The 12,546-nt window shown below is 60.5% G+C and carries 11 protein-coding genes; 4 read left to right on the forward strand and 7 right to left on the reverse strand.

Annotation, left to right across the window (positions count from 1 at the left end):
* Positions 1 to 18: 18 nt before the first annotated feature.
* On the reverse strand, positions 19 to 1,560 hold the full coding sequence (lnt, locus tag AB1805_13770) for an apolipoprotein N-acyltransferase (protein MEW5746493.1): 1,542 nt from the start codon (positions 1,558 to 1,560) through the stop codon (positions 19 to 21).
* An 89-nt stretch (positions 1,561 to 1,649) separates the two neighbouring features.
* Here lnt and kdsB point away from each other — a divergent pair, with 89 nt between their 5' ends.
* From kdsB to AB1805_13785, 3 genes are all read left to right on the forward strand, one after another.
* On the forward strand, positions 1,650 to 2,426 hold the full coding sequence (kdsB, locus tag AB1805_13775; GenBank protein ID MEW5746494.1) for a 3-deoxy-manno-octulosonate cytidylyltransferase: 777 nt from the start codon (positions 1,650 to 1,652) through the stop codon (positions 2,424 to 2,426).
* Positions 2,405 to 4,048 (forward strand): CTP synthase, encoded by a 1,644-nt coding sequence (locus tag AB1805_13780; protein ID MEW5746495.1) that lies wholly within the window; start codon positions 2,405 to 2,407, stop codon positions 4,046 to 4,048. Before kdsB ends, AB1805_13780 begins: the two co-directional genes overlap by 22 nt.
* A gap of 314 nt (positions 4,049 to 4,362) precedes the next feature.
* Positions 4,363 to 5,055: a PEP-CTERM sorting domain-containing protein gene (locus AB1805_13785; GenBank protein MEW5746496.1), complete on the forward strand. Its 693-nt coding sequence runs from the start codon at positions 4,363 to 4,365 to the stop codon at positions 5,053 to 5,055.
* 17 nt (positions 5,056 to 5,072) lie between these two features.
* Here AB1805_13785 and AB1805_13790 read toward each other — a convergent pair whose 3' ends face one another.
* The 3 genes from AB1805_13790 to AB1805_13800 form a co-directional block, all read right to left on the reverse strand.
* The gene (locus tag AB1805_13790) at positions 5,073 to 6,149 is read right to left on the reverse strand and encodes a type III polyketide synthase (GenBank protein MEW5746497.1); all 1,077 of its coding nucleotides are present in this window, start codon (positions 6,147 to 6,149) and stop codon (positions 5,073 to 5,075) included.
* On the reverse strand, positions 6,146 to 7,573 hold the full coding sequence (locus AB1805_13795) for a radical SAM protein (GenBank protein ID MEW5746498.1): 1,428 nt from the start codon (positions 7,571 to 7,573) through the stop codon (positions 6,146 to 6,148). Before AB1805_13795 ends, AB1805_13790 begins: the two co-directional genes overlap by 4 nt.
* A gap of 162 nt (positions 7,574 to 7,735) precedes the next feature.
* Positions 7,736 to 8,269: a YIP1 family protein gene (locus AB1805_13800; GenBank protein MEW5746499.1), complete on the reverse strand. Its 534-nt coding sequence runs from the start codon at positions 8,267 to 8,269 to the stop codon at positions 7,736 to 7,738.
* A gap of 121 nt (positions 8,270 to 8,390) precedes the next feature.
* On the opposite strand from AB1805_13800, the gene AB1805_13805 reads away from it, so the two are divergent.
* A complete protein-coding gene (locus AB1805_13805) occupies positions 8,391 to 8,933 on the forward strand; it encodes a GDSL-type esterase/lipase family protein (protein MEW5746500.1) in 543 nt (180 codons plus the stop codon).
* Between the two features lies 1 nt (position 8,934).
* Here the strand turns inward: AB1805_13805 and AB1805_13810 are convergent, their stop codons facing one another.
* Genes AB1805_13810 through AB1805_13820 form a run of 3 tightly spaced genes read right to left on the reverse strand, consistent with a single transcriptional unit; the run spans position 8,935 to position 12,340 of the window.
* A complete protein-coding gene (locus tag AB1805_13810; GenBank protein ID MEW5746501.1) occupies positions 8,935 to 9,768 on the reverse strand; it encodes a ParB/RepB/Spo0J family partition protein in 834 nt (277 codons plus the stop codon).
* The gene (locus AB1805_13815; protein MEW5746502.1) at positions 9,740 to 10,519 is read right to left on the reverse strand and encodes a ParA family protein; all 780 of its coding nucleotides are present in this window, start codon (positions 10,517 to 10,519) and stop codon (positions 9,740 to 9,742) included. The genes AB1805_13810 and AB1805_13815 overlap by 29 nt, the downstream gene beginning before the upstream one ends.
* Positions 10,520 to 10,558: 39 nt before the next feature.
* A complete protein-coding gene (locus AB1805_13820) occupies positions 10,559 to 12,340 on the reverse strand; it encodes a penicillin-binding protein 1A (protein MEW5746503.1) in 1,782 nt (593 codons plus the stop codon).
* Between the last annotated feature and the right edge of the window lie 206 nt (positions 12,341 to 12,546).

The raw sequence follows: 12,546 nt of genomic DNA on the forward strand, positions 1-12,546 counted from the left end.
TCTCCCGTTCCTCCCTTTTTATAATTTATTTATTCTCCCGATCAGCAGCAGCAGCGAGCCCACGATGCAGAGATAGGCGAAGATGTCGCCGTATTTGGTGTAGGGCGCGAGGGTGCTGTCGGTCCTTACATCATGCACGCTGAACGTCCTCTCGAAGAGGCCCGTCTTCTTCACGATCCTGCCGTTGCTGTCGATGAAGCCCGATATGCCGGTGTTGGCCGAGCGTACCAGCGGCTTCCTGTTCTCGACCGCCCTGAAGACCGCCATGCTGAAGTGCTGCGCCGGGCCATAGGTCCTGCCGAACCAGGCGTCGTTGGTGATGTTTACCATGAAGTCGCCGCCCCTCGCATAGAACTTCCTGACCATCCCGGGAAATATGATCTCATAGCAGATGAGCGTCCCGAAACTGCCGAACGGGGTGATCGCCTTGATGTAGCTCTCCCCCGGCAGGTAATCACCGATCGCACCGGTCAGGTCAACAACAGAGAGCAAGCCCCTGAGCGGGACGAACTCTCCAAACGGGACCAAATGTATTTTATCATAAATGTAGGTTGTATTTCCATATTTATCAAGGAGAATTGCGCTGTTGGCATACGCCGGACCGGCCTCGGTGCTCTTCTTCGTCACCCCGCCGAAGAGCAGGTAGGCGTTCAGCTCCTGCTGGAAGGAGACGAGGTAGTCCGACCACTCCTTATGCGTCCTGAAATAGAAGGGAACCGCTGTTTCGGGCCAGACGATAAGCGCGGGGTTGTACCGGGCAGCCTCGAAAGAGAGAGCGCGATAGGTATCGACCACCGCCTGCTGGTAGGCGGGGTCCCACTTCCGGTCCTGCTCGATGTTGCCCTGCACTACCGCCACCCGCACCGTATGCCCGGGCCGCGTCTGGTAGAGGCGATAGGCGCCGTAGGCGAAAGTGAAGATGAGGGCGAGAGCGAGAAGGGTAAAACCTGCGGCAGCCGGGAGGATCGAGGCGAGGGGCCGTTTGATGCGCCGCCGGTTGAAGAGGAGGATATCGGCGATGGCGCCGTTGACCGCCACCACGAGGAACGAGATGCCATAAATGCCGGTGATATCCGAAACCTGGATAAAGGGCAGGAAGCGGTACTGGCTGTAGCCGATGCTCGCCCAGGGAAAGCCGCTCAGCACATAGGAGCGGAGATACTCGAGGGTGGTCCAGAGCACCGGCGCCAGGAGGAGGGTCGGCATATCGGATTTGTTCGAGTACGAGGCGTACAGGGCGGCGAAGACCCCGGTATAGAGGCTCAGGTAGAGCGCCAGGAGGAGCACGAGGAGCAGGCTCGGTATGAAGGGGATTCCCCCGTACCAGTGAACAGAGTGGTAGATCCAGTAGGTGGTCCCGAAGAAGTAGACGATTCCCATGAGGAAGCCGGCTTTGAATGCAGCGCCGTCGGGAAGCTCATAGAGAAAGAGGAACAGAGGCACCAGGGCTGCCCAGGCGAGGGGAAAGAACTCGAGCTCCGGGAAGGAGAGGACGAGCAGCAGCCCCGAGAGCAGCGCGGGACCGTACCATTGTTTGAATTTTGTGCCGAGTTTATGCATAATTCTTGAGATCGACTTCCGGTTACCGTAACGTATATACATCTCGTCGGGGAACGGATAAACCTTAGTATGTTATCATAAAAAAAGTTATGCCTGCTATTGCTGTAATACCGTCGCGCTACGCCTCGACCCGTTTCCCGGGAAAACCTCTCTGCCCCCTTTTAGGAAAACCGATGATTCAGCATGTTTATGAGCGGGTTCGGAAGGCTGCCCTGGTCACGCAGGTGGTCGTAGCCACCGATGACGAAAGGATTTATACCGCTGTCGAGGAGTTCGGCGGGACCGCGGTCATGACCTCCCGGGACCACCAGTCCGGAACGGACAGGATCGCGGAAGCGATAATGCTCCTCGAGGCGAAGGCGCCCGGCCTGGTCTGCGATCCGGTAGTGAATGTCCAGGGCGACGAGCCGCTGATCATGCCCGCCATGGTGGACGACGTGGTGCGGCTGATGGAGGACGGGCGCACCGCCATAGGAACGCTGGTGAAGAGGATCGATGCTGCTGCCGAGGTCGACGACCCCAACGTGGTGAAAGCGGTCTTCGACGAAGAGGGCTTCGCCCTCTACTTCTCGCGCGCGCCCATCCCCTACCATCGCGATCTCTTCGGTGCGGAAGGGTGGAAGGACAGAGCCTCCGCGCTGGCGATGTACAAGCATATCGGCATCTATGCCTACCGGAGGAAGGTCCTGGCGGCCCTCTCCGCGCTGCCGCCGTCGAAGCTCGAGATGAAAGAGAAGCTGGAGCAGCTCCGCGCGCTCGAAAAAGGGTTGAAGATAAAAATAAAAGAGACATCCTATGAGACTATCGGGGTGGATACGCCTCTGGATGTGGAGAGGGTTGAACGATGCCTAAGTTTATATTCATAACCGGTGGAGTCGTCTCGGCGCTCGGCAAGGGCATTGCCGCTGCGTCGATCGGAGCGCTGCTCGAAGCAAAGGGGCTCAGGGTCACCCTGCAGAAGCTCGACCCCTACATCAATGTCGATCCCGGCACCCTCAGCCCGTTCGAGCATGGCGAGGTGTATGTCACCGACGACGGCTGCGAGACCGACCTCGACCTCGGCCATTACGAGCGCTTCACCCATGCGCGGACCTGTGTGGACAACAACTACACCACCGGCAAGATATACCACAATGTCATCACCAAGGAACGGCGGGGAGACTACCTCGGCGACACGGTCCAGGTCGTCCCGCACATCACCGACGAGATACGGCGCGCCATCAAGGCCGCTGCAAAGGATGAATACGACATCACCATCGTCGAGATCGGCGGCACGGTCGGCGACATCGAGAGCCTGCCTTTCCTCGAGGCGATCAGGCAGTTCAGGTACGACGTGGGAAGGGAGAATGTCCTCTACGTCCACCTTACCCTCGTTCCCTATATCTCCGCAGCCGGCGAGCTCAAGAGCAAGCCGACGCAGCACAGCGTCAAGGAGCTCAGGGCGATCGGTATCCAGCCCGACGTGCTCATCTGCAGGGCCGACCGGCAGCTCTCTTCGGACGTCAAGAGAAAGATAGCGCTCCACTGCAACCTCGACCCCGATGCGGTCATCGCTGCCGTCGACGTCGAGACCGTATACGAAGTGCCGCTCTGCTTCAAGGACGAAGGCTTCGGCGAGATCCTCGAAAAGAAGCTCTCGCTCGCTGCAACGCCCGAGCCCGACCTCTCGACCTGGTCCGAGGTCGTGAAGCGGATCAAGGAGCCCGAGCACGAGACGACGATCGCGATCGTCGGCAAGTACGTCGGCCTCAAGGATGCGTACAAGAGCCTCACCGAGGCGCTGATCCACGGCGGCATCGCGAACAACGCCCGCGTGGACTTCCATTGGGTCGATTCCGAGGAGGTGGAGGAGAAGGGCGCAGAGCATCTCCTGGCCGAAGCCGACGGCATCCTCGTTCCGGGCGGTTTCGGGTCGCGCGGCATCGAGGGCAAGATCGCCTCGATCAGGTACGCCCGCGAAAAGAAGATCCCCTACTTCGGCATCTGCCTCGGCATGCAGACTGCGGTGATAGAGTACGGCCGCAACGTCTGCAACCTCGCGGCGAACAGCACCGAGTTCGACGCCAGGGCGAAGGACCCGGTTATCTACCTCATGGGCAAGTGGTACAACTTCAGAACAGGCAGGGTCGAAGAGAGGACCAAGGATTCACAGATGGGCGGCACCATGCGGCTCGGCGCCTATCCCTGCGTGTTGAAGGAGGGGACACGCGCCTTTGCCGCCTATAGCGCGAAAGAGATATCGGAGCGCCACCGCCACCGCTACGAGTTCAACAACGACTACCGTTCTGTCCTCTGCGGCAGCGGCCTCGAGATCAGCGGCACCTCTCCCGACGGCGAGCTGGTCGAGATCGTCGAGCTGAAGGACCATCCCTGGTTCGTCGCCTGCCAGTTCCACCCTGAATTCAAGTCGAAGCCGATCGAGCCCCACCCGCTCTTCAGATCCTTCATCGAGGCAGCCATAAAGGAGCGGCGCTCCCTCTTTCCCTGATCGCACAGCTCCGCTTCCTGCCGGCAACTGTAAGGTTTTCCGGACTGAGTGTACGAAAACTGAACACCTCATCGGCAAGCTCCTTGACGGCTATCATTTTATATGTCATTGATTAAGCTGGGTTCTTGTTTAGGAGACGTCTGTCCCCCGGTGAACGAGGAGCATTCCCCCCCCAAGAGTTGTGCTCTTGAGCGTAGCTCACCACTATTGTGAGTGAAGGCATGATACTTGCTTATGAAAGTAAAGGACATTAAGAGTTTTTAACGATAAACGGAGCGAGGGGAATGATGAGAAGACTGCTTTTGGTAGGTAGTATGGTTTTTACGCTTCTGGTATTTCTTGTGTCCGATGCCTATTCTCTTACGTATACGTTTCAATCCCGTGATAACAGCGCCCCTTATTCTGATATGGACGACCTCGACCACAACTACTACTATTCGTGGCGTATCAAGTGGGCGCTGCCGAGCAACCAGAATATTGTCGGCGCCACCCTCACCTTCGCCAACATCTATGACTGGAAAGTCGAGCCTGACAGCCTTTACATTCACCTGCTCGACAATCCGCTGGCCCTGAGCACGAAGATAAAGTACTACAACACAGGAGCCTACGAGACGACGCTCTGGCGGGGGTATGATGACGAGGGCGGCGGCGACAAGTTCGCAGGTCAGGGAGTACGGCTCGACCCGGTCTGGAGCGACCCCTTCGGCGGCTCTCCGCGGAACCTCGACCTCACGTACGATCTTGCCCGCCTGGGCGGCACGATTGCCACTACAACAGGCGCGATCAATCCGGGGAGCGTCAATATTCTAAATACGCTCAGCGCATATATAAAAAATGACGGCAAGTTCGGGTTCGGCATTGATCCCGATTGCCACTACTACAACAACGGCATTACCCTGACCATAACAACTGCGGTGGTCCCTGAGCCCTCGACCCTGCTCCTCCTCGGCGCAGGAGTCGCCGGTATCGGTATAGTACGGAAGCTGCGCAGCACAAAGCCCCGGTAAGGCTGGCAGCTGACAGCTTACTTCATCCTCAACAGGTACCCGTGCGCCGAGAGGCCTGCGCCGAAGGCGAGCATGAGGCACCACTCACCTTTTTCGATACCCCGCTCCATAAGCTCTTTCAGGACAAAGAGCACCGTAGGCGACGACATATTCCCGTACTCTTCCAGCACCGAACGGGTGGCGGCGAGCTGCTCTTCGGAAAGGCCGAGCTCTGCCTTGAGGGCGGCGATGATCTTTTCTCCGCCGGTGTGGATCGCCCAGCGCCTTATCCCGGCAGCGGTCAGCCCCCGCGGGGCGAGGAGCTCTTCGACTATGCGGGCTGCCGCCTTTCTCACCATCTGCGGCAGCCTCGTCGAGAGCTGGTTGTGGAGAAGGCCGTTCCGGTAGACGTACCGGATATCGTCCCGGTGCTCGGGGAAGAGGACCGATGCGGAGTCGACGAGCTCGAGGCCTTCGGGCCGGTTCCAGAGGACCGCTGCTGCAGCGCCGTCGCCGAAGAGCGCGTTCGAGACGATGAGGCTCAGGTCCTCCCCCATCTGGAAGGTGGCGCTGCAGATCTCGACCGAGGCGCTGACGACCGCCTCTGTCCCGCCTTGCCCGAGGAGCGATGCCGCCATCCGGAGATTCGGGATCGCGCCGCCGCAGCCGCTGCCGACGAGGTCGTAGGCCGGTATCCGGCGGGAGAGGCCGAGCTCTTCGACGAGATAGGTCGAGAGCCCCGGGCAGATATAGCCGGTGCAGGTATTGACGACGAAGCCGCGCACATCGGACGCGGCGAGCCCGCTCAGGGAGAGCGCCCCGGAGATCGCCTGCGACGACAGGGAGATCGCCCAGCGGGTAAACCGTTCGATGCGCTGGTCGGGGCGTTCGTCGATCAGCTCTTCGGGCGCATCGAACGCAAAGGAGCGCCGCGCGATGCTGGAATGGCTGAAGACGGTGCGCATGAGCTGGAGCATCCGCGGACTGAGGCGGTCGGCGTAGTGGCGTACCATGAACTCTTTCGCAGAGGACTGGTCGATCCTGCACGGCGGAGCGGCAAGGGCGACGGCAGCGATATGGGGCGCCTGCCGGGCTGCTTCTGCGCTCCCGCTCACACGCGCATTCCCGCCAGGCGAAGTCCCCGCCGAATAAAGCGGGTGTAGCGCCAGAGGGGAGGACGTATCCCCAGACGGTATCCCATGCGGTGGAGCGAGGGGAGGAACGGCAGGCCTATGGAGTCGGAGCAGATGAAGTTCATATGCGTGTTCATGGCTTCCTGTATCTCGCGCGCTATCCAATTATACGACACCTCGGGAGAGATGTAGAACACCGACTCGAGCATCTCCTGGGGAGAGAGCGATAGGAGCCCCTGTTTCCGTGCTATCGCCTCGAGCGGCGTGCCGGGATAGATGCGGATGCCGATATTGAAGAAGACCGCGTCGTCGCTGCGCACGGCGGTCGTCGCGAACCGGAGCGTCTCCTTCACCGTCTCCTGCGTCTCTCCCGGACCCCCGAGCAGGAAGATCCAGAGGCAGGGGAGGCGGTGGCGGCGCATCACCTCCGCCACGTTGTAGACATGCCGCGCAGAGAAGTTCTTGCCGAGACCCGCGAGCACCGCGTCCGAAGCGCTCTCGACCGTGATGCCGGCAGCGGTGAAGCCTGCCCGTTCCATGCCGGTGATCAGGGCGTCGTCGAGGAAGAGCGGGTTCAGCTCGAGGCTCTGGAGCCGCACCCGGGGGCGGGAGCGGGCGAGGGCATCGCAGACCGCGAGGGCGTGCTCATAGGGAGCGTTGAATACGTTATCGACGAATTCGATATCGTGAAAGCCGAGGGAGGCGAATTTGCCGACCGCAGCCGCGACGCTCCCGGGGCTGAAGAGGCGGTAGGTCGAGCCCTCGATTTTATTGTAGGTGCAGTAAATGCATTTGAACTGGCAGCCGAGCTTGGTCTGGAGCGGAACGGTTGCGAGACGGGAGGTGTAGGTCTTTATCGCTATCCACCGCGGGAAGTCGGGAGCGGCGCAGCTCTCTGATTGAAGGGATGCGAGGCAGGGATTCTTCCTGAAGCGGCCCCTCTCGATCCAGGCGATTCCCGGAATGTGCTGCAGAGAGGCGCCGCTCTCGAGGGCAGCAAGGACCCGCGGAAAGACGACCTCGCCGTCGCCCAGCACCGCGCAATGGACCCCGGTATAGCGCATGATCTCTTCGGGCATGACCGCAACCGCTGCGCCGCCGAGGACGATGGCCGCCCCGGTCGCGTTCCTGATCGCTACGATGAGGGAGCGCAGCCCCTTGATGAAGCAGGTGGGGTTGTGGACATCGTTATTATCGATGTTGCGTATCGAGAGCCCGACGACATCGGGCACGCTCTTCCCGAGCTCTCTCGCCAGGGCCCGGAGGGGATCTTTCTCGAAGGCGCAATCGAGGAAGCGCACCTCGTGGCCTGCCCGTGCAGCGGCATCGGCGACCATGCAGGCGCCCACCGGCATGACCGGCACCGGCATGGTATGGCGATTGGTATTTACGATAAGGACGTTCATGCGTGCCGACCCGGTGTTCCTGTGTGAATCATATCATATCGCGCTGTACACGTCGGAACTGTTGGCATGGGTCCGGAGAGGGGTCGGGGCGGGGCTTCGCTCGGGCTGCCCATGCCGCTCCAAATGCCTTGCCTCGATCCCTCTTTCCGATGCGATTGCCTGTCAGAAGGTGCGCGGGAGGCCGCCGAACGAGTAGAAGAGCAGCCCGATGATGATCACCTGAAGAAGCCAGCCGATGAGGCAGACGACGACGGCGCGGAGGGTGCTCGTGTAGTCGAGCGCCTGCCGCACTCCTATGACCATGGCGACGAGCATCCAGACCGAGGCGGCGAAAAAGACGATGCCGGTCAGCCCCGGGATGATGCCCGCTACCCTGATGAGCCCCGGCGCGCTCGAAAAGCCGATGGTGCGCAGCATCTCGCCCAGGGTGGCCTGCGTCTGGGGCTGCGGCAGCAGCTTCGTACCGATGAGATAGGTGAGGAGGGCCCAGACGAACCATCCGGCGAGGGCTGCGACAGCGCCCAGGACGATACCCGCGACACCGCCCCTCCCGATGGTCCCGATGCCTGCGGCGACGCTCGAGAGAATGACCGTCAGCATCGCCTGGTTCATGGCGGTGGTGTCGGCCTCGACCTCCTCGTACAGTGCGCTGTTCAGCTTCGATGCGGCGATAAGGCGCTCTTTGTAGGTAGCCATAGTATGCTCCAGGGGAAAGGACCCGAAATGCCGGGTTGTAATGTATATAAAAATTATAGCGCTTTATGGAGGCGATGCAACTATACTATACCTAAATATGACGGCCGAGGGAGAGGAGACGATGAGAGAAAAGAAGAGGGTTGTTTTCATAGGCGACTCGCTGACCGAGTACTACGACTGGCAGCAGCGTTTTCCTTCGTACGAGGTGGACAACCTCGGCATCGCCGGGGAGACGGTCGAGGGCCTGCTGGGCCGGGTCGATAAGATCATCACCATTATCGGCCGCCACAACCCCGAGGCGCTCTTCATCATGACCGGCATCAACAATATCGCCATGGAGGACTATGCGATTACCGGTATCTGCCGGGAGGTCGTGAAGAGGCTCGCCGCCGCCTTTCCGGAGGCGAAGATCGTTGTCCAGAGCATCCTCCCGGTCGAGCTCCCCTGGGTCGAGAGCGGAAAGATACAGGAGATCAACAAGGCGCTGAAAGAGGTCGCCCGGGAGGTGGGCGGCGCGTATCTCGATGTGTACGCTTCGTTCGTCGACAAGCAGGGAAAGCCCGACCGCTCCTGCCTGCTCGACGACGGGGTTCATCTGAGCGGCCGGGGCTACGAGGTGTGGTCGGCTATCGTGGAGAGTTTCCTCGAGAAAGCGGGAGTGTGAGTTATCCCTGGAGCAGGATCTCGAGCAGCCGGTCGAGCTCGTCGAGGGAGTAGTACTCTATCTCTATCTTCCCCCTCTTGTCTTTGTGCTGAATGGTCACCTTGGTGCCGAGGGCCCTCGTCAATTTGCTCTCGAGGTCGGTGACCTCGGGCATCTTCTCTTTCTTTTTCTTCTGCTTCGGTTCGGGGGCTTCGGTTAACCTTTTGCAGAGGGCCTCCGCCGCCCTGACGCTCAGTCCCTGCTTGACGATCTCCCGGGCAGCCTCGAGCTGCTTCTGTTTCTGGTCGAGCGAGAGCAGCGCCTTGGCGTGCCCCATCGAGAGGCTGTCGCTATTGATGAGCTTCTTTATCTCGTCCGGCAGCTTGAGCAGCCGCAGGTAGTTTGCGATCGTCGCCCGGTCTTTGCTCACCCGCTGGGAGAGCGCCTCCTGGGTGAGGTTGAACTCCTTGATGAGCTGCTGCAATGCGTTGGCCGTCTCTATGGGATTCAGCTCTTCGCGCTGGATGTTCTCGATGAGCGCTATCTCTACGGCGTCCTGGGAAGAGACCTCCTTGATGAGCGCCGGGATCTTGGTCAGGCCGGCGAGGTGGGATGCGCGCCACCGCCGCTCCCCTGCGATGAGCCTGAAGGTGCCGTCGCCCACCCGCGAAACGATCACGGGCTGGAGCACGCCCTTCTCCTTTATCGAGTCGGCGAGGTCCTTGAGCGCCTCGTCCTTGAAGACCTTCCGCGGCTGGTGCTGGTTCGGGAGGATCTTCCCGATATCGATATTGATGACCTCTTCCCCTTTTTCAGGGAGGAGCGCCTCAAGCCCTTTGCCTAATGCCGTTTTCATTCAGTATCTCCTTCGCGAGAGAGAGATAGCTCTGCGCGCCCTTGGAGCGGGCGTCGTAAAGGATCGCCGGCTTGCCGTGGCTCGGCGCCTCTCCCAGCGTGACGTTGCGCGGTATCATCGTCTTGTAGACCTTCTCGTGAAAGAACTTCTTGACCTCTTCGACCACCTGGCGCGCCAGCGTATTCCGGGCATCGAACATGGTGAGGAGTATCCCCTCTATGTCCAGGGTCGGGTTGAACGATCCCCGCACCAGCTTGAGCGTCCTCTGGAGGAGGCTGAGCCCTTCGAGGGAGTAGTATTCGCACTGGACCGGGATGAGCACCGAATCCGCAGCCACCAGGCCGTTGAGCGTCAAGAGGCCGAGCGAGGGGGGACAGTCGATGAAGATATAGCGGTAGCGCTCCTTGATCCGCGCTATCTCGGTCTTGAGGATCTGCTCTCTCCCCTCTCTGCCCACGAGCTCCACCTCGACGGCGAGGAGATCGATGGTGGAAGGGACGATAAACAGATGCGGGATCGCGGTAGCGGTGATGACCTCCTCGATGGGGAGCCTCCCGATATACACGTCATAGAGGCTCTTGTCGAGGGCGTCCCTGTTCAGCCCGAGGCCGCTCGTCAGGTTTCCCTGGGGGTCGGTATCGATGACGAGGATATCCTTTTCGGCAAGGGCGAGAGAGGCCGAAAGATTCACCGCAGTGGTGGTCTTTCCCACGCCGCCCTTCTGATTGGCAACTACGACAGTCCTGCTCATAAAGCACTATTGTATCATTTTGGGGGGTTTTATTACTATTCAGTGCGGGGCGTTCTTCATGAACTCGAGCCATATGGGCAGGGCTGCCTGGGCCCCGGTCTCTTTCGGGCCGAGGGGCTGGTGGTTGTCCCTGCCGACCCATACCCCCACGACGAGCCGGTCATCGAAGCCGATGAACCAGGCGTCCGAGAAGTCGTTGGTCGTGCCGGTCTTCCCGTATACCTTGCGGGAGAGCTCTCGCGCCTTTTGCGCGGTCCCCGAATCGACGACGGCACGCAAAAGCTCCCTCATCTTATCCACCGTCTCCTGGGAGAGCACGTCTTCGGAAGAGGGGATCGCCTCCTCCAGGAGCACGCCGTCCCGGTTGACGATCTTCTGGTAGCTCACCGGTTCTACGCGCCTCCCTGTAGAGAGGGCGCCGTAGGCAGCGGTCAGCTCCAGGAGCGTAACGTCCGATGCGCCGAGGGCGAGGGGCATGTAGGGCTGGAGCTCGCTTTTGATCCCGGTCTTCCGTGCCAGGGCAATCACCTCGTCGAGCCCCACATTGTGGGCCAGGCGCACGGCAGCGGTATTGAGCGAGAGGGCGAGGGCGGTCTTGAGCGAGACGCTCCCGCGGTACTCGTTATCGTAATTTCTCGGGGACCAGACGCTGTTCGGCGTTGCCCCGGCAAAGGAGATCGGCTCGTCGAGCACCTGGTCCTCGGTCGACATCCCTTTCTCGAGCGCCGCCACATAGACGAAGGGCTTGAATGCCGAGCCGGGCTGGCGGAGCGCCTGGGTCGCCCTGTTGAACTGGGTCTCCCAGTAGTCGGTGCCGCCGACCATCGCCTTGATATGCCCGGTGCGCGGGTCGATCGCGACGAGCGCGGCCTGGGCGCCGGGCTTGATGCGCTTGCTGATCTGCGCTATCCCGCTTCTCACCGCCTCTTCAGCAGTATGCTGCAGCGCCAGGTCTATAGTCGAATAGACGCGCATCCCGGAGGTGTAGATCTTGTCGCTATAGCGCCCCTCGAGCTGCTGCCGCAGCAGCTCGACAAAGTAGGGCGCCTCGTATTTCCTCCTGAAGGGCACTGCGGGCAGGGGCTCTTCCTTTGCGCGCTCGAACTCCTCCTGGGTGATGTAGCGGTTCTCGAGCATCTTCCTGAGCACCAGGTGCCGCCGCACGAGCGTCTTCTCCGCGTTCCTGAACGGAGAGTAGAGGGTAGGCGCCTTCTGGAGCCCCGCGATCATCGCGACCTCGCCCAGCGTAAGCTCGTTGACCGACTTTCCGAAGTAAGTCTGCGCAGCGGCCTCGATGCCGTATGCCCGCGCGCCGAAGTAGGCCTTGTTCAGGTACATGCCGAGGATCTCGTCCTTGGTGTAGCGCTTTTCTATCTGAATCGAGATGATCGCTTCCTTTACCTTTCTTCCCAGGTTCTTCTCGGGCTTGAGGAAGAGCATCTTGGTGAGCTGCTGGGTTATCGTGCTCCCCCCTTCGACGATGCTCTGGGCCATGATGTCCCGGTAGAGGGCGCGCATGATGCCGATGAGGTCCACTCCCGGATGGTAGTAAAACCGCTGGTCCTCGATCGCGATGAACGCCTTCTTGACCCGGTCGGGAATATGGTAGTGGGGAATGTAGTTCCTCCGCTCGAGGTAGAGCTCTGCCAGGACCTGGCCGTCCGCGGAGTAGACGAACGACGACTCGATAGGGGCGTAACCTTCGAGGGACCGCACCTCGGGGAGATCGGAAAAGCTCCAGTAGAGAAAGCCTGACAGGGCACCAAAACAGACGGCAAGCAGGGCGACGAGCGACAACCGTGACCACGACAGAGAAGACATGCCCTATTATAACAACAAACAGGGAGAGAAGGAGAAAGGAAAAATGAAGAAGGAAGAGCACTGGGGGAGGGGGCGGGGAATGGTATGCGAGCGGTATGGTGAGCTTGCAGGAGGACAGGGATGTCCCCCTTATCTGATAAATGGCGAGCCTCCTCGGAGGTCGCATCGACCGAGAACGGGGTCCCCGAAGATCGTATGATCTTTGG

The organism is Nitrospirota bacterium (genome assembly GCA_040752355.1).
Lineage (GTDB): Bacteria > Nitrospirota > Thermodesulfovibrionia > Thermodesulfovibrionales > Dissulfurispiraceae > JBFMCP01.

Excerpts from the sequence above, each read along its gene's own strand:
- lnt (MEW5746493.1), bottom strand. The coding sequence starts at position 1,560 with ATGCATAAACTCGGCACAAAATTCAAACAATGGTACGGTCCCGCGCTG.
- kdsB (MEW5746494.1), top strand. The coding sequence starts at position 1,650 with ATGCCTGCTATTGCTGTAATACCGTCGCGCTACGCCTCGACCCGTTTC.
- AB1805_13780 (MEW5746495.1), top strand. The coding sequence starts at position 2,405 with ATGCCTAAGTTTATATTCATAACCGGTGGAGTCGTCTCGGCGCTCGGC.
- AB1805_13785 (MEW5746496.1), top strand. The coding sequence starts at position 4,363 with ATGGTTTTTACGCTTCTGGTATTTCTTGTGTCCGATGCCTATTCTCTT.
- AB1805_13795 (MEW5746498.1), bottom strand. The coding sequence starts at position 7,573 with ATGAACGTCCTTATCGTAAATACCAATCGCCATACCATGCCGGTGCCG.
- AB1805_13800 (MEW5746499.1), bottom strand. The coding sequence starts at position 8,269 with ATGGCTACCTACAAAGAGCGCCTTATCGCCGCATCGAAGCTGAACAGC.
- AB1805_13805 (MEW5746500.1), top strand. The coding sequence starts at position 8,391 with ATGAGAGAAAAGAAGAGGGTTGTTTTCATAGGCGACTCGCTGACCGAG.
- AB1805_13810 (MEW5746501.1), bottom strand. The coding sequence starts at position 9,768 with ATGAAAACGGCATTAGGCAAAGGGCTTGAGGCGCTCCTCCCTGAAAAA.
- AB1805_13815 (MEW5746502.1), bottom strand. The coding sequence starts at position 10,519 with ATGAGCAGGACTGTCGTAGTTGCCAATCAGAAGGGCGGCGTGGGAAAG.
- AB1805_13820 (MEW5746503.1), bottom strand. The coding sequence starts at position 12,340 with ATGTCTTCTCTGTCGTGGTCACGGTTGTCGCTCGTCGCCCTGCTTGCC.